This window comes from Gemmata sp. (assembly GCF_051859125.1).
Classification (GTDB): domain Bacteria; phylum Planctomycetota; class Planctomycetia; order Gemmatales; family Gemmataceae; genus Gemmata.
Genome location: NZ_JBHYGG010000235.1, coordinates 1 through 18,095, shown reverse-complemented (window position 1 = coordinate 18,095; position 18,095 = coordinate 1). Strand labels below are relative to the sequence as shown.

14 protein-coding genes are annotated in these 18,095 nt (G+C 68.0%); 8 read left to right on the top strand and 6 right to left on the bottom strand.

Features of this window, described 5'->3' with window-relative positions; all coding sequences use genetic code 11:
• Nucleotides 1–46 precede the first annotated feature (46 nt).
• Nucleotides 47–1,558: a pre-peptidase C-terminal domain-containing protein gene (locus ACTIGN_RS18785; protein WP_439626596.1), complete on the top strand. Its 1,512-nt coding sequence runs from the start codon at nt 47–49 to the stop codon at nt 1,556–1,558.
• A 283-nt stretch (nt 1,559–1,841) separates the two neighbouring features.
• Here the strand turns inward: ACTIGN_RS18785 and ACTIGN_RS18780 are convergent, their stop codons facing one another.
• The 3 genes from ACTIGN_RS18780 to ACTIGN_RS18770 form a co-directional block, all read right to left on the bottom strand.
• Nucleotides 1,842–3,302, bottom strand: coding sequence for a DUF1501 domain-containing protein (locus ACTIGN_RS18780; protein ID WP_439626594.1), 1,461 nt, complete (start codon nt 3,300–3,302; stop codon nt 1,842–1,844).
• 135 nt (nt 3,303–3,437) lie between these two features.
• The gene (locus ACTIGN_RS18775) at nt 3,438–4,343 is read right to left on the bottom strand and encodes a hypothetical protein (RefSeq protein ID WP_439626592.1); all 906 of its coding nucleotides are present in this window, start codon (nt 4,341–4,343) and stop codon (nt 3,438–3,440) included.
• Between the two features lie 110 nt (nt 4,344–4,453).
• On the bottom strand, nt 4,454–6,664 hold the full coding sequence (locus ACTIGN_RS18770; protein WP_439626590.1) for a DUF1553 domain-containing protein: 2,211 nt from the start codon (nt 6,662–6,664) through the stop codon (nt 4,454–4,456).
• A gap of 275 nt (nt 6,665–6,939) precedes the next feature.
• Here ACTIGN_RS18770 and ACTIGN_RS18765 point away from each other — a divergent pair, with 275 nt between their 5' ends.
• Nucleotides 6,940–7,407, top strand: a complete 468-nt coding sequence (locus ACTIGN_RS18765) for a RidA family protein (protein ID WP_439626589.1) — start codon at nt 6,940–6,942, stop codon at nt 7,405–7,407.
• Nucleotides 7,408–7,467: 60 nt separating this feature from the next.
• Here the strand turns inward: ACTIGN_RS18765 and ACTIGN_RS18760 are convergent, their stop codons facing one another.
• Nucleotides 7,468–8,337, bottom strand: a complete 870-nt coding sequence (locus ACTIGN_RS18760; protein ID WP_439626587.1) for a PDZ domain-containing protein — start codon at nt 8,335–8,337, stop codon at nt 7,468–7,470.
• Nucleotides 8,338–8,339: 2 nt separating this feature from the next.
• A complete protein-coding gene (locus ACTIGN_RS18755) occupies nt 8,340–9,185 on the bottom strand; it encodes a PDZ domain-containing protein (protein ID WP_439626585.1) in 846 nt (281 codons plus the stop codon).
• Nucleotides 9,186–9,521: 336 nt separating this feature from the next.
• On the opposite strand from ACTIGN_RS18755, the gene ACTIGN_RS18750 reads away from it, so the two are divergent.
• From ACTIGN_RS18750 to ACTIGN_RS18725, 6 genes are all read left to right on the top strand, one after another.
• The gene (locus ACTIGN_RS18750) at nt 9,522–10,433 is read left to right on the top strand and encodes an ABC transporter ATP-binding protein (RefSeq protein WP_439626583.1); all 912 of its coding nucleotides are present in this window, start codon (nt 9,522–9,524) and stop codon (nt 10,431–10,433) included.
• A 106-nt stretch (nt 10,434–10,539) separates the two neighbouring features.
• A complete protein-coding gene (locus tag ACTIGN_RS18745) occupies nt 10,540–12,858 on the top strand; it encodes a hypothetical protein (protein WP_439626581.1) in 2,319 nt (772 codons plus the stop codon).
• A gap of 103 nt (nt 12,859–12,961) precedes the next feature.
• On the top strand, nt 12,962–13,345 hold the full coding sequence (locus ACTIGN_RS18740) for a four helix bundle protein (protein WP_439626579.1): 384 nt from the start codon (nt 12,962–12,964) through the stop codon (nt 13,343–13,345).
• Between the two features lie 21 nt (nt 13,346–13,366).
• Nucleotides 13,367–15,556: a hypothetical protein gene (locus ACTIGN_RS18735; RefSeq protein WP_439626578.1), complete on the top strand. Its 2,190-nt coding sequence runs from the start codon at nt 13,367–13,369 to the stop codon at nt 15,554–15,556.
• Between the two features lie 73 nt (nt 15,557–15,629).
• Nucleotides 15,630–16,382: a PIG-L deacetylase family protein gene (locus ACTIGN_RS18730; protein ID WP_439626576.1), complete on the top strand. Its 753-nt coding sequence runs from the start codon at nt 15,630–15,632 to the stop codon at nt 16,380–16,382.
• 519 nt (nt 16,383–16,901) lie between these two features.
• On the top strand, nt 16,902–17,291 hold the full coding sequence (locus tag ACTIGN_RS18725; RefSeq protein WP_439626574.1) for a hypothetical protein: 390 nt from the start codon (nt 16,902–16,904) through the stop codon (nt 17,289–17,291).
• 508 nt (nt 17,292–17,799) lie between these two features.
• Here ACTIGN_RS18725 and ACTIGN_RS18720 read toward each other — a convergent pair.
• Nucleotides 17,800–18,095 (bottom strand): transposase (locus ACTIGN_RS18720; RefSeq protein ID WP_439626572.1); only part of this gene is annotated, 296 nt, incomplete at its 5' end.

Here is an 18,095-nt window from a genome sequence, read left to right as displayed (position 1 = left end):
CGAGTCATTTCCGCTGATTGCCCACTCGTTTCTGAGCGAGGACTGCATGGCCGCGCACCGCACGTTCCGCCCCCGCATCGAGGGGCTCGAGGATCGCATCACCCCGTCGTGGACCGTACCGCCGTCGCGGGTTGCGGTGCCCGCGTCGTTCACCGCCGCCGCGCTCGACGCGGCCGGCAACGCGTCGGCCGCGGCCGCGATCGACACCGGCGAGGTCGACTGGTACAAGGTCACCGTCCGTGCCGGGAACACCACGTTCACGGCCTCCGCGACCGCCGGGCTGGACACCGTGCTCGGGCTGTACAACAGCAGCGGCCGCCGGGTCGCGTACAACGACGACATCTCCGCCACGAACACGAACAGCGCCCTGGCCGTTAAACTGTCGGCCGGCACCTACTACCTCGGCGTCACGAACTACACCGGCACCCCGGGCGGCGCGTACACCTGGGGCATCGACGCACCGTCGAACCCGCCCCTCGACGACGCGCGGGAGAACAACGACAGCCGCTCCACGGCGTCCGACCTCGGCACGCTGACCGGCACGCAGACGACCAGCAACCTCGTGCTGGCCGACGCCGCCGACTGGTTCAAGTTCACGACCACTCAGACCGGCACGGCGGCGAGCCGCGCGACTATCGCGTTCAACAACGCGAACGGCGACCTGACGCTGAAACTGTACGACTCCCGCGGGCGGCTCGCCGCGACCTCGCAGGGGTCCGGCAACACCGAGACGGTATCGCTCAGCGGCCGCGCCGCCGGCACGTACTACTTGCAGGTGACCGGGGTCGGCGGGGCCTACAGCCCCGACTACTCGCTCACGGTCGCGACCAGCGATCCGGTTCCGCCTCCACCTCCGCCGCCGCCGCCTCCTCCGCCCCCACCGCCTCCTCCGCCCCCACCGCCGGCGGGCGGGTTCCAGATCACGCTCAACGTCACGGGGATGACGACGAGCCAGCGCGCGATCTTCCAGCACGCGGCCGACCGCTGGGCGCAGATCATCACCGGCGACCTGCCCGACGCGACGTACAACGGCATCGCGGTCGACGACGTGCTGATCGATGCCTCGGGCATCGCGATCGACGGCGTGGGCAACGTTCTCGGCCGGGCCGGCCCGGACTGGGTCCGGTCGGGCTCGTTCCTGCCGGTCCACGGGATCATGGAGTTCGACACGGCCGACCTCGCGAACCTGGAGGCCAGCGGCCAACTCCAGAGCGTCATCCTGCACGAGATGGGGCACGTCCTCGGCATCGGAACGATCTGGGAGCTGAAGGGGCTGCTGTCCGGGGCCGGCACGAGCAACCCGACGTTCACCGGCCCGCAGGCGGTGGCGGCGTACAACCAGCTCTTCGGCACGAACGTGACCGGGGTGCCGGTCGAGAGCGAAGGCGGCGAAGGGACCGCGTACGGGCACTGGCGGGAGTCGGCCTTCGACAACGAGATCATGACCGGGTGGCTGAACAGCGGCGTCAACCCGGTGAGCCGGGTGACGATCGCGTCGCTGGCCGACCTCGGGTACACGGTGAACCTCAGCGCCGCCGACGCCTACACGCCCCCGTAACCGGCGTCCCCACTGAGCGCCGAGAGCCGGTGGCGAGATGGGGCCGCGTGGTCGGGGCGTGGTTCACGCGGCCGCCCCTCGTCCGCGACTCGAGGACTCGTCGGGACCTCCCCCCGCAGAGCCGGGGCGAGGTGTTGACTTTGGTTCTGGTGGCACAGGCCTCTGGCCTGTGTTCGCCTGCACAGGCCAGAGGCCTGTGCCACCCGCCCGGCACCCGACACGTCGCCGCTACTTAGTCGCGATCACCATCCCAGGCGGGTGAGTGGCAGACGTGCTTGGTCCGTCAGGCCAGCACGTCCTTTACCACGGTCCCGTGGACGTCGGTGAGGCGGTAGTCGCGGCCCTGGAACCGGTACGTCAGCTTCTCGTGGTTCAGGCCCATCTGGTGCAGGATCGTTGCCTGCAGGTCGTGGACGTGGACCGGGTTCTCGGTCACGTTGTAGCCGATGTCGTCGGTCTGACCGTACAGCAGCCCCGGCTTGAACCCGCCGCCGGCGACCCACATCGTGTAGGCGTCGATGTGGTGGTCGCGGCCGACGGTCTCGCGGGTCTCGCCCATCGGCGTGCGGCCGAACTCGCCGCCCCACACCACGATCGTGCTGTCGAGCAGCCCCAACCGCTTCAGGTCCTTGACCAGCGCGGCGCACGGCTGGTCGATCTCCTTGCAGATGTTGTCGAGCGGCTTGCCGAGGTCCAGGCCGCCGCCGTGCATGTCCCAGTCGGTGTGGTACAGCTGCACGAACCGCACGCCGCGCTGCACGAGCCGGCGGGCCAGCAGGCAGTTCGTGCCGAAGCTCGGCTTGCCCGGCGTCACGCCGTACAAGTCGAGCGTCTTCTTGTCTTCCTTCGAGAGGTCCGTGAGTTCCGGGGCCGACGACTGCATCCGGTACGCCATCTCGTAGGCGGCGATGCGGGTCGCGATCTCGGGGTCGCCGGTCGCGTCGAGGCGGAGCTTGTTCAGATCCTTCACGGCATCGACGAACTCGCCCTGCTTCTTGAGGTCGGTGCCGGGCGGCGGGGCGAGGTCGAGGATCGGATTGGCCCCCTTCAGGAACGGCACCCCCTGGTGGACGCTCGGCAGGAACCCCGACCCGTACAGCGACGCGCCGCCGCGGGGGCCGCGCGGCCCCGATTGCAGCACGACGAACCCCGGCAGGCTGTCGCACTCGGAGCCGAGGCCGTAGGTGAGCCACGCCCCCATGCTCGGCCGGCCGAACTGCGGGGAGCCGGTGTTGACGAAGCACTTCGCCGGGCCGTGGTTGAACACGTCCGTCTTCATGCTCCGAATCCAGCACAGCTCGTCGGCCACCTCGCGGTGGTGCGGGAGCAGTTCGCTGACGTCCATGCCGCACTGCCCGGCCCTGGCGAACTTGCGGCCGGTGCCGAGGAGCTTGGCGTCGCCCTTGATGAACGCGAACCGCTTGCCCATCGTGAACGACTCGGGCACCTTCTGGCCGCTGAGTTCGTTGAGCTTGGGCTTGGGCTCGAACAGGTCGAGCTGGCTCGGCGCGCCGGCCATGAACAGGAAGATGACCGCCTTCGCCTTGGCCGGGAAGTGCGGCTTCTTGGGCACGAGCGGGTCGTTGCGCGTGCCTCCGGTCGCTGACGCTCCCGGCTCGCCAAGCGCGTCGCGCGCGAGCAGCGACGCGAGGCCCATCGCCCCGACGCCGACCCCGCAGTCGCGGAAGAAGTGCCGCCGCGTGCGGGCGAGTGTCAACGCGCTGTCAGTGTCGTGGTCTTGCATGGCATTTCAGCCCCGGAGGGGCGGTGTGAGCCGCGGAGCGGCGACCGATGGTAGCCAGGGGTGGAGCGAGTCTTCGAGCGCAACCCCTGGAACACGAACCCGACCAAACGCATCAGCCCCGGAGGGGCGGCAGAGTTACTCTTCTAACGCAAACTCAGCCTCTGGGTCGTATACCTCAGCGATCTTATTCAAGAACTCTGGCTTGAGATCGCTAATCAAATCCTTCGCTGCGTCAAGGCGATGAAGCAATCGGGTGTACGGGAGGAATCGACACAAAGAATGCAGTGGCTTTCGGTGTGAGCGGGAAAAGGTTGGGCGGGCGACCTCGCGAGCAAATTTGCCAAATCGCTCATCAGGTGCAACAAGATACAATCGGATATCAATATTAGGCTGCATAGCCACCAGATCCGACATGCGAAGCAATCCTGAGTAGATCGTTGATGTATGCTCGACTTCGAATCCAGCTAAGATCGCTTGTCCCTCAAGCCAAAGAACATCAATGTTTTCAATTGTTCTGTTCGTTGCGGCATCAAACTGCGTCGGAAGTTTGGCTAGCATCCTCGGAACAGTCCCCAACACATTGTCTTTCCATGCTCGCCCTCGATCGTTTTGAGGACACCAAATGTTCAGCCCCATCTGCGATCCAAGACTCAGCAGCCTCCACTGGATTTCGTAATGTGTAGGGCCGGTCGGCTCGGCAGGTTCGTCGTCGTCTTCACCCACCGGAACACTTACGACACTGGACGACTTCCCTTTTGGAGATCCAACCTTGAAGAGGCCGGGTTTGACCCGTAGCGGCGTTTCAAGCAGTGCCCACTTTGCTTCGGAATCTCTGGTAAAGTATTTCATCTCTCGTGCTGATGGAAAATTTAAACCGTCGCAATGGCGGCGCAAGGTTCCGATCACTATGGCGAGGGGATTCTGTGCCTTGAACTCATAAAGACTACGCTCAATAATCGACGCATAGATCTCTTCTGCCGTGAGAGGTACCCCCTTGTCGCGGAGAACCTGTGTAATCGCTTTGTGTATAGTCTGAGGCATTGGGCGCTTGGGTTGGGTGGAGGCGACCGAGGGTAGCCAGGGGTTCCGCTCGCGGACTCGCTCCACCCCTGGCTACCCTCGGTCGCCGCATCCGCGGCTACAAATGCGGTTCACTCCCGGGTGATGAACTCGTCGAGGTTCATCAGCACGCGGGCGACGGACGCCCAGGCGGTTTTCGGGTCGGCCTTGCGCTTCGCGTCGAGGTAGGTCTGTACGCGGGCTGCCTCGGAGGTCGTGGGCGGGCGCGAGAAGCACAGGCGGTAGGCGAACGCGATCCGGCCGGCGTCGTCGGCCGGGCCGTCCTTCTCGATGCGCGTGCCGAGGTGGGCCGCCAGTTCGACGAACACTGGGTCGTTCGCCATGTGCAGCGCTTGCAGCGGGGTGTTGCTGCGGTTGCGCTTCGTGCAGGCGGTCTGCGCGTCGGCCGCGTCGAACGTCGTCAGCAGGTGGTGCTGCGACTGCCGCCAGATGAACGTGTACATCCCGCGGCGGTAGCGGTCCGGCCCGGTGCTCTCGGGCCACGCGTGGTTGCTCTGCGTGAACGCGAACACCTCCTTCGGCTGCGGCGGGTACACCCCCGGCCCGCCCACCTTCGGGTTGAACTGTCCGCTCGCGCACAGCGCCGCGTCGCGGACGATCTCCGCTTCCAACCGCAACCGCGACTGCCGGCCGAGCAAGAGGTTCCGCGGGTCTTTCTGCGCCTGTTCGGGCGTGGTCGCCGACGACTGCCGGTAGGTGGCCGACGTCACGATAAGCTTGTGGATCTTTTTGAACGACCAGCCGCGCTCGCGGAACTCGGCCGCCAGCCAGTCGAGCAGTTCGGGGTGCGTCGGGAAGTTGCCCTGGTAGCCGAAGTCGTTCTCGGTCTCGACGATCCCGCGGCCGAAGAACTTCTGCCACTCGCGGTTCACCGTTACGCGGGCCGTGAGCGGGTTCTCGGCGCTCGTGAGCCACTTCGCGAGGTCGAGCCGCGTGAGCTTCTTGGGCGCGGTGACCGGAGTCGAGATCGCGGTCGGGAACATCGCCTGAACGATGTCGCCCTTGCGGAGGAAGTCGCCCCTGATCTGGACGTGCGTGACCCGCGGCTGCGGCCGCTCGCGCATCACCAGCGTCGTCGGCAGCTTGCCCTGCACCCGCTTGATCTCCTTCTGAACGATCGCGATGTCCTCGCGGCTCCCGCCGTTCTTCTGAATCCAGAACTCCATCTCGCGGAGCTTGGCGATCGTGTCTTCGAGCTGCGGGCTCCCGCCGATCGGCAGCGTCGGCTCGTCGCACGAGTCGAAGAAGGCGTACAGCCGGAAGTAGTCCTTCTGCGAGATCGGGTCGTACTTGTGGTCGTGGCACTGCGAGCACCCGGCGGTGAGGCCGAGCCACACGGCCCCGGTCGTGTTCGTGCGGTCGATCGTGCGCTCGACGCGGAACTGCTCGGCGTCGGTCCCGCCCTCTTCGTTGAACGACGTGTTGCGGTGGAACCCGGTCGCGACCTTCTGCTCGGTCGTCGCCTTCGGCAGCAGGTCGCCGGCGAGTTGCTCGGTGGTGAAGCGATCAAAGGGAAGGTCGGCGTTCAGCGAATTGATGACCCAGTCGCGGTACGGCCAGATGGACCGCGCGCCGTCGATGGTGTACCCGTTGCTGTCGGCGTACCGGGCGAGGTCGAGCCAGTGCCGGGCCTGGCGCTCGCCGTAGTGCGGGCTCGCGAGGAGCCGGTCCACCACCTTCTCGTAGGCGTCCGGCGACGTGTCCTTCAGGAAGTCGTCCACCTCCTTCGGCGTCGGCAGCAGGCCGGTGAGGTCGAGCGAGACGCGGCGGAGCAGGGTGGCCCGGTCGGCTTCGGGCGACATCTCCAGCCCGGCCGCCCGCAGCTTCGCCGCGACGAACCAGTCGATCGGATTGGCGATCGGGGACTGGGGGTTGGCGATCGGCGGCAGCGGCGGGCGCTTCGGAGCGACGAACGCCCAGTGCGGGGTGTACTCGGCCCCCTGCTTGATCCACGCGGTCAGCTTCGCGACCTGCTCGGGGGTGAGGCGGTCGCCGACCTCGGGCGGGGGCATCCGCTGGTCGTCGCCGTCCGGGAGGGCGAGCCGCTTGAGGAGTTCGCTGTCGCCGGGCTTGCCGGGAACGATCGCGTCCTTCTTGACCGCCGCGTCGCGGTCGTCGAGCCGGAGCTTCCCCTTCTGGGTGCCCGGCCCGTGACACTTGAAGCACGCATTCGATAGAATCGGGCGGATGTCGCGGCCGTAGTCGATGGGGTCGTCGGCGCGTGCGGTCGCGTGGGACAGCAGGACGACCGCGAGAGTGGCGAGAGCGCGTGCGGAGAGCATGGTGGCTCCGGTGGCAGCCCGAAGCGGGGCCTCGGCCCAAAATTTGAAGCACGAAGTACGAAATCCGAAAGTCGGCAGCGCCCGTGCTCTGGGCTGTTGTTCGAGTTTCGAATTTCGTGCTTCGAATTTCATGGTAAGCCCGAAGCGGGGCAGAACGTGCATTAAACCACATCGCGACCGAAAGGGAACGGAAAGTCCGCGACTTTCCCGCCCGCACCGGCCGGGGTATACCAACGCAATACCCGCCCCCGTTCGACCCCCACGGAGATTCCGCGATGGCCAGCGACCCCGAGACGCGCGTCCAGGAACTGCACCTGACGCTGCCGCCCGCCCCGAAGCCCGTCGCCGTCTACAAGACCGCGGTGCGGCACGGCAACCTGCTGTACGTCTCCGGGCACGGCCCGCTCAAGCCCGACAAGACGCTCATCACCGGCCGCGTCGGCAAGGACCTGACGCTCGACCAGGGCAAGGAGGCCGCCAAGCAGGTCGGGCTCGCGGTCCTCGCGACCGTCAAGGACACGCTCGGCTCGCTGAACAAGGTGAAGCGGATCGTCAAGACGTTCGGCATGGTGAACTGCACCGACGACTTCCTCGACCAGCCGAAGGTCATCAACGGGTTCTCGGAGTTGATGCGGGACGTGTTCGGCGACGACGCGGGCGTCGGGGCCCGCAGCGCCGTGGGGCACAACTCGCTGCCCGGCAACATCGCCGTCGAGATCGAGTGCATCTTCGAGGTGGAGTGACCGCCGTCGTGCCGTCGGGCCGGCTGTGCCGGCCCGACGTTGAACTCGAAACTACCGGCGTTACAGCCCCTTGGCGGGCTTCACGGTCAGCGTCACGTCCTTGCCGCCGCGCTTTACCAAGACCGCGACGGCCCGGCCCGGCTTCACGAGGCTCGCGGCGGTGAACGTGTCGGCCACTGTGTCGGTCCACCGGCCGTCGAGTGTCAGCAGGCGGTCGCCGGCCTTCAGCCCGGCGTCGGCCGCGGGCGACCCGGCGAACACGTCCTTCACCTCCACGCCTTCGGCCTCGTCCTTGTCGGCCTTGTCCACGGCGAAGCCCCAGACCGCGGCCGGGGCCGCGACGTTCGGGTCCGGCTTCCCCTTGGAGCCCTTCATCATCTTGTCCATCAGCCCCTGCATCGCGTCGCCGGGGACGTACCCGTTCGGGGTGAACGTCAGCTCCTTCTTCTGGTAGTCCACGGTCGTCTTGTACTGCGCGAAGAACGGGAACCCGACGATGCCGTCGATCGGCCCGAGCGCGTTCGAGATGGCGGTGACGGTTGGGTGGTCCATGACCATCACCGGCACCTTCTCCAGCTTCACCCCGCCGATCTCGAGCGTGTCCATCGTCTTCGCCCCGCCCATGCCGAACATCATGCCGCCCTTGTCGCCCTTCTTGGTGACCCCGGCGTCCCTGGCGAGCCGGTTGTTGACGAGGTTCGTCGGCGCGCCGGTGTCGAAGATCAGCTTGTACGGCCCCTTGCCGTTCACCTTGACCATCACCGCCATGTGCCGCGACTTCAGCAGCTCGAACGGCACCGTGACCGGCTTCTCGTCGAGCTTCTTCTTCTCCTCGGCCGTCTTGTCGGCCGCCGGCTTCTCCTCCGCAGCGGCCAGCGCCGGCAGGAACGCGAGCCCGAACAGGAGCAGGAGTTTCGCAAGCGTGTTCATGGTCACAGCCCCTTTCCGAGTTCGACGGTCAGTTCCTCGGTCTTGTCGCCGCGCTTCACGGAGACGCGGAGTTTCGTGCCGACGCCGGCCTTCGCCAGCGCCTTGGCCAGGTCCGCACCCGTTCCGATCGCCGCGGCCTTCACCGCCTCGATCACGTCGCCGGTCTTGAACCCGGCCCTCTCGGCGGGGCTCCCCGCCAGCACCTTCTTCACCACGACGCCGGCCTTCGTGTCGTCGAACTCGACGCCGACGAACCCCCGCGGCACCACCTCGAAGTTCGGCTTGATGCCGGACAGCGCCGCCAGCATCTTCACGAGCGGCCCCATGCTCTGGATGTCGTCCCCGCCCTTGGCGTCGACCTTCTCCGCCCCCGGCGGCTCGAACCCCTTCAGCTCGACGAACGCGAGCTTGTCGGCCGTGAAGTCGTACTCGACGCGGAACTTCGCGAGCACGTTGTACCCGATGACGCCGTGCAGCTCGACGCCCGCCAGCCCCATGCTGTTCATGCCCTCGATCTGGACGAGGTCCTCGACGCGGGTCTTCACCTTGTCGACCTTCAGCCCGCCCTCGACCTCGAACGTGTCGAACGTGCCCCACCCCTTGTCGTCGAGGTCCGCGCCGGACCGCTTGGCGACCGCCTTGGTGATGAACACGGCCGGCGCGCCGGTGTCGAGGATCAGGTTGAACGGCCCCTTGCCGTTGAGCTTCGCCCGCACGAGGACGTGCTTGGTGTCGGTGAGCCGGTACGGGATCTCGTACGTCGCGGGCTTCTTGTCGTCGGGCTTGTCGGCGGCCAGGGCGGGGGCCGCGAGGCACCCGCACAGCACCAGGGCTATCGGCCATCTCATCGGGGGGATTCCTTCGGGGAGCGGGTTCGGGCGGTTGGTGGATTGTACCAGTTCGGACACCTGTCGGGTGCGGGACGGGAAGGGGGAACCCGCGTCGGGCACGGGAAGACACCGTGCCCGGGCGAACCCTGAGCGCCAGCGAGGGGGTGACGTCCACCGCCTCGCTGGCGCTCAGGGTTCGCCCGGAGTCCGTGCCCGGTTGCTATTCCGCCCCGCCCCCGGACGCGGGTGCCGGCGGTTCCTACCATATGCGCGAACCGCCCGCCGGGGCGGTGCGTAGCACCACTGACTGCACCTGTTGTACCCCCCGCACCCGCCACGGGTTCCGGAGGCCGCATGGCCGAGTCCGATGTCGTCGTCAAAACGCAGAGCCTCACCAAGGTCTACCGGGACTTCTGGGGCCGGAAGAAGAAGACCGCGCTCAACGCCCTCGACCTGACGATCCACAAGGGCGAGATCTTCGGCCTGCTCGGCCCGAACGGGTCCGGGAAGACCACCACGATCAAGCTCCTGCTCGGGCTCCTGTTCCCGACCGGGGGCGACGCCTTCGTGTTCGGCGAGCCGGCCGCCAAGGTCGAGAAGAACGAGCGGATCGGGTACCTCCCCGAGGAGTCGTACCTGTACCGGTTCCTCAACGCCGAGGAGACCCTCGACTTCTACGGCCGCCTGTTCAACATCGACCCGGACACCCGCCGCCGCCGGGCCGCCGAGCTGATCGACATGGTCGGCCTGTCGGCCGACAAGAAGCGCATCCTCAAGGAGTACTCCAAGGGCATGCGGCAGCGGATCGGGCTGGCCCAGGCGCTCATCAACGACCCCGAGTTGGTGATCCTCGACGAGCCCACCAGCGGCCTCGACCCGCTCGGCACCCGGTGGATGAAGGACCTGATCCTCGACCTGCGGAAGAAGGGCAAGACGGTCCTCATGTGCTCGCACCGGCTCGACGACGTCCAGGACGTCTGCGACCGGATCGCGATCCTGTACAACGGCGACCTCCAGACCCTCGGCAAGGTCTCGACGCTCCTCGAGGACGCGGTGCGGCTCGAGGTCCGGGCCAACAAGGTCAAGGAGTCGCCGGAGCTGCGGGCCGACCTCGAAGCGGTGTTCCGCAAGCACGGCGGCGAGCTGGAGACCGTCGGCCACCCGACGACGACCCTCGAAGAGCTGTTCCTGAAGATCGTCGACGAGTCGAAGGCCCGGCCCGGCCGCCGGTACCTGCCGCCCGCCGAGGCGGCCGCGAAGTCGTAGTCGCGTCGGGCGAGCGGGGGGCGTGAGCCCCCCGAGGTCCGGCGAAACACTCGGGGGGCTCACGCCCCCCGCTCGCCACCGAGTCCCCTGCCCCGAGGTTCCACCCGTGACGTCGTCGGCGCTGTTCGGCATCCTACAACTCGACAAGGGCGAACCGCTCGGGTACGCCCACATCGCCGGGCTGGTGCAGAACTGGCTCGAGGTCGCGGGCGGGTTCGGCATGCTCGGCCTCGTCGTGTACCTGCTGTACGCGCTGCGGACCCCGACCGACCAGTCGCAGTCCGAGCGGCTCCGGGTGCCGGTGTCGAAGTTCATGGTGACGTGCGCCGCCCTGGCGGTGGTGAGCTACGGGTGCGTGTTCGGGCTGTACGCCCTGCAGGCCGCGGGCAAGACCTCGTTCGCCGGGAAGCCGCTGGCCCCGCCCCCGGTGCCGCCCCCGCCCCCGGGCATGCCGATCGTCACCCCGCCGCCCGAGGTCCACACGGAGCTGATCCCGCTGGCGTGGATGGTCGCCGGGGCGTTCGCGCTGCTCGGCATCGGCGAGCCGTTCGCCCGCGACCTGGCCAAGATCCGCCGCCGGAACCTGACGCTCGGCACCTCGGGGGTCCGCCGGTTCGGGCGGTCCGTGGCCAGCTACGCGGGCGGCCTGCTCGGCCCGCGGCGGCTCGTCGGGCTCGGCGTGGCCCTGGGGCTGTACGCGCTGCTCGGCGTGGTGGTGTTCGCGTTCGGCACCGACCGCCTGTTCGGCATCTACCTCGGGGTGTGCATCGTCGCCGCGACGGTGGTCCTCCTCGGCACCCTCGCGCTCGTGTTGTTCGAGGCCGAGGGGCCGGTGTGGGCGATCGCCAAGCTCAGCTTCAAGGAGGCGATCCGCAGCCAGCTCCTGTGGGTGTTCCTGCTCGTGTTCCTCCCGTTCCTGTTCCCCGCGCAGTGGTTCCGCGAGATCAAGCCGTCGGACGAGCTGCGGGTCACGGTCGAGCGGATGGACCTGGCGCTGACCCTCCTGGTGCTCGTCCCGGCGCTGCTCCTCGCGTCGTTCTACGGCATCCCGAACGACATCAAGAACCTGAACATCTACACGGTCGTGTCGAAGCCGGTCGAGAAGTTCGAGATCGTACTGGGCCGGTTCGTCGGGTACCTCGCGCTCATGACCCTCGTGCTCCTCGGGCTCACCGGGGTGAGCCTCGTGCTCATCACCAACTCGTCGATCTCGCAGCGGGCGAAGGACGAGACGTACAAGGCCCGGGTGCCGGTCCGCGGGGCGCTCGAGTTCAAGAGCGTCGAGGCGAAGTATCGGGCCGACAAGACCGAGTTCGAGGGGACCAACGTCGGCCGCGAGTTCGACTACCGGCGGTACATCCCCGGCGGCGCCGGCGCGATGCAGCGGGGCATCTGGCACTTCCCCCGGGTGCCCGCGGCGCTGGGCGCCGCCCAGGACGACCGCGTCCCGGTCGAGTTCACGTTCGACATCTTCAAGCTCACCAAGGGCGAGCAGAACAAGGGCGCGTTCGTCAGCTTCCGGTTCGTGACGCACGCCGCCCGGCAGAAGCAGCCGACCGGCCCCGGCACCTGGCCCTGGGAGGACCCCCAGCGGGAGAGGGAGTACCAGGAGCGGAAGAAGGAGATCGCCAAGCGGGTGAACCTCGGGGGCGCGCGGCCCGGCACCCCGGCGTGGGCCGAACTGAACGCGCTCGCCGAGGAGTTCGGGTGCTTCGAGTTCGGCAGCAAGGAAGTGTTCGACTACCAGGTGATGGGGCTCGACGTCCCGGCCGGCCTGTTCCGCAACGCGCTCAAGGGCGACCCGGGCACCGTGAAGGACCCGAGGACCGGCAGGGACGTGCCGTTCCCGCGGGTCAGCGTGTACGTGAAGTGCGAGACCCCGGGCCAGCTCCTGGGCATGGCCGAGCCGGACCTGTACCTGCTGGAGTACGAGCAGCCGTTCGCGGTCAACTACGTGAAGGGCATGTTCGGGCTGTGGTGCTGGCTGGCGATCCTGATCGGGCTGGCCGTCGCGTGGAGCACGTACCTGAGCAGCGTGCTGAGCCTGCTGGTGGTGCTGGTCGTGTTCGGGACCGGGTTCTTCACCGACTTCATCAACGACGTGGCCACGGGGCGGACCGTGGGCGGCGGGCCGTTCGAGAGCATGTCGAAGCTCATGAAGGCCGAGCAGCCGACCGCGCCGACCGCCGACACGGCCGGGGCCAAGGCCCTCGGCGCGGCCGACAAGGGGTGGTCGTGGGTGGTCCGCCGCGTGTCCAAGGCGTTCCCCGACCTCCAGTCGTTCGAGTGGAGCGCGTTCGTCGCCGAGGGGTTCAACATCGACTCCCAGTACCTCGTGGTGAACCTGCTGATGCTGATCGGGTACCTGCTCCCGTGGGGCGTCCTCGCGTACTACCTGATGAAGTCCCGCGAGGTCGCGGCGTAGCGGGGGCCGGGAGTCAGGGATCGGGAGTCGGGGATCAGGAGTCGGGGCCGAACATCGGGAACCGGGACCGGGCGACACCACTACACCCGCTGGAGCGCTCGTCATGGGCGTGAAGTCTGCCAAGGAACTACGCGTGTACGCGGCGGGGTACCAACTGGCGATGAAAGTCTTCGAGGTCACAAAGCGGTTCCCGCCCGAAGAGCGGTTCGCCCTGACGAGTCAGATCCGCCGCTCGTCCCGATCGGTTTGTCTGAACCTCCGAGAGGCGTGGGCGAAGCGGAGATACCCCGCTCACTTCGTGAGTAAACTCACGGACTGCGACGGCGAGAACAGTGAAACCGACAGTTCCCTCGATTTCGCCCGAGACTGCAACTACATCACGCCGGACGAGCACCGCGCGTTGAGCGAGTGCTGTGCGGCAATCGGTGGGATGCTCGGGAGCATGATCCAGAAGCCCGAGCCGTTCCTCCTGACCCCAGACTCCTGATTCCCGACCCCGGGCGGAACTATGAACCCCCTGCAACGAGCCTCCGCCCGCCGCAAGGCGACGTACCTGGCGGCGATCCTCGGGCTGTTCACCGTCAGCATGTTCTGGCGGGGGACCATTCCGATCCCGCTGAGCACCGCGCGGGCCGGCGAGCCCACGGCCGCGAACCTCGCCGCCGAGCGGGTCGCGTCCCGGACCATCCTGCGGCAGTCGCTCAACCTCGAGCTCCGCGAGGTCGAGGAGGGCGAGCAGGACCTGGAGGGGGCCGCGTTCCGGCTGGCCCTCCTCGGGAGCCGCGGGCTCGTCGTCGCGTCCCTGTGGCACTCGACCATCGAGGCCCAGAAGCGGAACGACTTCCACAAGATGGAGGGGCTGATCCGCCAGGTGACGCAGCTCCAGCCGCACTTCATCACCCCCTGGATCTTCCAGAGCTGGAACATCGCGTACAACGTGTCGGTCGAGATGCAGGGCAGCGGCGACATGTACTTCTACATCGCCAACGGCATCGAGCTGCTGGCCGAGGGCGAGCGGCGGCAGGGCCGGGTCGAGCCCGGGACCGGGCGGCGGCTCGGGTCCCCCGACATGCGGTACCAGATCGCGTTCTTCTACCAGAACAAGTTCGGCGTGTCCGACAACGTCGAGGTGCTCCGGTGCCTGTTCCAGTTGTCGTGCGTCTCGCCCGACGACCGGAACCCGGACGACCTCGAGGAGCGGGACGAGCGGGGCGAGCGGGTGGTGAACCCGCGGAAGTTCCGCGAGTTCTGCGAGAAGTACCCGCACCTCGTGCGGCGGCTCCGGGGCGAGCGGGCCGGCAGCGGCGGCGACCAGGCGACGGTCAAGAAGATCGAGGAGTCGCTCAAGTGCGCGACCCCGCAGGCGGTCGTCCAGTTCCTCCGCGACAACAAGGACGTGCCGAGCCGGTACAAGTCCAAGAAGGAGCTGCACACCGACGCCTACAAGCAGTTCCCGGTGCTCCCGCCCAAGTTCAACGACACCGAGGCGAACCCGGGGTCCGAGACCGGGGACGACTTCACCGCGTTCAAGACGGCCCGCGCGTGGTACGCCTACAGCCTCGTGCCGGTCCCCGACACGTGGCCCCCGCGGGACGCGAACGACAAGCCGATGCCGGCCGGCACCCCGCAGCCCGGCGAGTACGACCCGGTGAGGTACCGCGTCCCGCGGCAGCCGATGCTCGTCATCTTCTGCCAGGGGGCGCCCCGGGCGCAGAGCTACCAGGCCGAGCTGGAGCAGAAGGAGGGGTGGTTCGACGACGAGGGGTGGCGGATCGACGACCCGACCGACTCGCCCGCGAACTGGTGGTTCCCCGACGACCCGGTCCGCCCCACCCGGCCCCTCGACGTCGTCGTCGGCAGCACCCGCCGGTGGTCCCTCGAGGAGTGGCGCGCGGCCGCCCGGATGTGGACCGAGCACGGCGAGAAGTACGGGCTGGTGATCGAACCGGCCCGCCTCGAGAACTACAAGAGCGAGGCGGCCCGCCGGCCCCCGGACGGCGCGCCCCAGGCGGTCATCGAGCAGTGGCAGCGGGCCAGCAGCGCCGTGTTCTACTACGGCCAGAACCGGCAGGTCACCAACTTCCCGTACTTCCTGGCCGCCGCGATCGGCGAGTCCCGGGTGGACGCGGCCGGCAAGCCGATCACCGTGCTGGCCCGCAAGACCCTGTGGCGGGCCGAGCAGGCCCGGCGCCTGGGCAACAAGCTCGGGCCGCGCGGCGCGATCGCCCTGTACCGCGAGGGGCTGGAGCTGTGGAAGCAGGTGCTCGCCGCGGACCGCGAGTTCCACCGCCCGCCGAACGGCTCGGAGCGGACCGAGGAGGAGACCTACGGCTACGAGCTGGCGTACCTGCGGCTGCTCGTGCAGGACGACCAGACCGTGCGGGCGCGGGCCGCCGAGATGGGCCGCGAGGTGCAGGCCGCGTTCAACACGCTCCCGGTCCCGTTCAACGCCGCGGGCCGGTTCGCCGAGGTCCGCGACGTGCAGGACGAGTTCAAGTGGCACACCGCCGAGCGGGTCGTCTCGCCGTTCGCCAAGCCCATCGGGGACGCCGACGGCGTGGCCGACGACCGCCGCGGCGGGCCGTGGGTCGGGCAGTCCGTGAAGTCGTCGGTGCGGCAGACCCAGGGGGTCGAGCGGAAGCCGCTGACGGCCCCGCCGCCCCAGCCGCCCGGGGGCGAGCCGGGCGACGGCCCGTGACGCCGCCGGCGGAATGAATATCCTGGCGGGCGGGGGCCGGTCCCCCGCCCGCCTCTTCGTTCGGAGCCCGACCGTGCCAAAGACCGCGATCGCCGTCCTCGCGCACCCCGACGACGCCGAGTTCCTCTGCGCCGGGACCCTGATCCGCCTCCACAAGGAGCACGGGTGGGCGGTCCACGTCGCGAGCATGACCCCCGGCGACTGCGGGTCGGCCGAGCACTCCCCGGACGACATCGCCCGCATCCGCCGCGGGGAGGGGAGGGCCGCCGCCGCGGCGGTCGGTGCGACGTTCCACTGCGTCGAGGAGCGCGACCTGCGGGTGGTCTACTCCGAGGCGGCGCTGGAGCGGGTGGTCCGCCTCATCAACGCGGTGCGGCCGGACGTGGTGTTCACCCACAGCCCGGACGACTACCACATGGACCACGAGCAGACGAGCAAGATCGTGCGGGCCGCGACGTTCGCCGCGCCGATCCAGAACTTCCTCCACGGCCGCCACGTTCACCCGCCGCTCGACCACATCCCGCACCTGTTCTACTGCGACCCGCTCGAGGGGAAGGACGCCTTCGGGGTGCCGATCGTGCCGGCGTTCCGCGTCGACATCACCGGCGTCATGGCGGAGAAGGGCCGGATGCTCGACTGCCACGAGAGCCAGCGGGCGTGGCTGCGGAAGCACCACGGGGTCGACAACCTGGTCGAGTCGATGCGCGCGTGGGGCGCGACGCAGGGCCGGGCCGCCGGCGTCGCGTTCGCCGAGGGGTTCCGCCAGCACCTCGGGCACAGCTACCCGCAGAACAACCTGCTCGCCGAACTGCTCGGGAAGGTGTGACCGGTTGAGGTGCGGCGTGAGATTGGTTCCGCCTCGTCGCCACCCCTCCCCGTAATGAGACGGTTTACGCGCTAATGAGACGGTTTACGCACTAATGAGACGGTTTACGCGCTAATGAGACGGAATGGCCCCGAACAATTCGGGACAGGTGTTCGCGTGTGACAGGAATCCCGGCCTCAACTTCTGCGGGAGTACCCCTCGCGGGCGCTTGTCGAAGTCGCGTTCGTGGTCACGCGGACCAGCCGGCGGTTGAGCAACCCCGGCGCACGGAGAGCCGGGAGCATCAGCGGCCGGGGGTTGGTTCGCGGACCGACTCTGAGCCGTCACCCTGTTAGGCAGACCGTGTTAGGCAGACCGGGCTGGTCTGCATAACACGGGTGAACGCACACCTGCACAAACGCGAATCCCCTTGTCACGACGCACACTGCGGGTTAGCCTGGCGGGCGCTCAATCGTGTTGGGCAGACCGCAAAGGCGGATCTGCCCAATTACAAGTTCGGCGGCGGAGGCGAAGACGCGGATGGCCCTTCCATTGTTCCGATTGCTCGAAGATGCTGACGGCATCACGCCACCGGGCGACCTCGTTTGGGAAGGACCGCACGACAAGGCCGCGGGAGCACATGAGCAACGGTTCGAGATCGCCGAAGGGCATGTCATCCTGACGACTTGGCAGGGCAAGCTGCACTCGGTGATCTACCAGACGCCGGCCGAGGACGATGCCGGCGCGGCCAGGCGGAACAAGAAATTGTTCGCCCACTACGGCGACGGGCAGGCGTTCAACGAGATCCTCGACAACGGCTTCGGCAAGACCTACCGGCGGGCGGACATGGAACGTTTCGCGCTCTGGAGTTACGCGATGGACTACACGACCATCGGGACGATGGAGTTTCACGCGGTCATGTGGGGCTAGCAAAGGCAGGCCGAACCAGGCGCTGCACCTGACCCGGCCTGCTGTCACGATTCTGTGCTCATTGAGGTGCTCGTCAGGCTCGGGGTGTCCCGGCCGGGCAGGTGAGCTGTGTCGACTATGAAGCCGTGTGCGCGTCAAGTCAGTTGATTGGTTTTCTTTGGTCGTTTTGTTCCGTGAATGGTCCTCGCCCTGTGCCGGGGCCGTTCAAGGAACAAAACGACCCTCAGACCCCGGCCACCGAACCGACCGGGACCAACACCGCACCGCGTCGATCAGAACCGCGAGGGCCGCACTCGACTATCCGAGGTCACGGACGCCCCTCTCGGGTCTCGCGCCCGGCCCCACCCATCCGATCCGCCACGCCGCCCATTCGTTCGGCCGAGATCAGCAACACCGCAGTGTCACTCTCCCAGACCCAGCTTCGGGCTGACGTGGACAGGCCACTCGTGGACGATCGACCGTTCCCTCCAACTGTTCCCTGCCTCAGTGACAACCCGCTGTCACTTGCCTACGTTTTCGCTGCCTCAGGCACCGGGTCCGCCCGCCAGCGCTGGCCGTCCCGCAGCATGGCCCAGCAACGCACCAGCAGCTTCCTCGCCAGCGCCACGATCGCCGGCTTCTTCCGACTCGCACCCCCGCCCGTGAGCCGGGCGTACTGAGCCCGCGCCCACGGGTTGTACCGCAGCATGCACCACGCGCACTCCACCAACAGCTTCCGCAACACGCCCGGACCCCGCTGCGTGATGCGACCCTTCCGGTCCGTCACCCCGCTCTGGTACTGCCTCGGGACCAACCCCGCATAGG

Bases quoted from the DNA above. Each gene is read 5' to 3' on its own strand.
- ACTIGN_RS18785 (WP_439626596.1), top strand. From the start codon at position 47: ATGGCCGCGCACCGCACGTTCCGCCCCCGCATCGAGGGGCTCGAGGAT.
- ACTIGN_RS18780 (WP_439626594.1), bottom strand. From the start codon at position 3,302: ATGCAAGACCACGACACTGACAGCGCGTTGACACTCGCCCGCACGCGG.
- ACTIGN_RS18775 (WP_439626592.1), bottom strand. From the start codon at position 4,343: ATGCCTCAGACTATACACAAAGCGATTACACAGGTTCTCCGCGACAAG.
- ACTIGN_RS18770 (WP_439626590.1), bottom strand. From the start codon at position 6,664: ATGCTCTCCGCACGCGCTCTCGCCACTCTCGCGGTCGTCCTGCTGTCC.
- ACTIGN_RS18765 (WP_439626589.1), top strand. From the start codon at position 6,940: ATGGCCAGCGACCCCGAGACGCGCGTCCAGGAACTGCACCTGACGCTG.
- ACTIGN_RS18760 (WP_439626587.1), bottom strand. From the start codon at position 8,337: ATGAACACGCTTGCGAAACTCCTGCTCCTGTTCGGGCTCGCGTTCCTG.
- ACTIGN_RS18755 (WP_439626585.1), bottom strand. From the start codon at position 9,185: ATGAGATGGCCGATAGCCCTGGTGCTGTGCGGGTGCCTCGCGGCCCCC.
- ACTIGN_RS18750 (WP_439626583.1), top strand. From the start codon at position 9,522: ATGGCCGAGTCCGATGTCGTCGTCAAAACGCAGAGCCTCACCAAGGTC.
- ACTIGN_RS18740 (WP_439626579.1), top strand. From the start codon at position 12,962: ATGGGCGTGAAGTCTGCCAAGGAACTACGCGTGTACGCGGCGGGGTAC.
- ACTIGN_RS18735 (WP_439626578.1), top strand. From the start codon at position 13,367: ATGAACCCCCTGCAACGAGCCTCCGCCCGCCGCAAGGCGACGTACCTG.
- ACTIGN_RS18725 (WP_439626574.1), top strand. From the start codon at position 16,902: ATGGCCCTTCCATTGTTCCGATTGCTCGAAGATGCTGACGGCATCACG.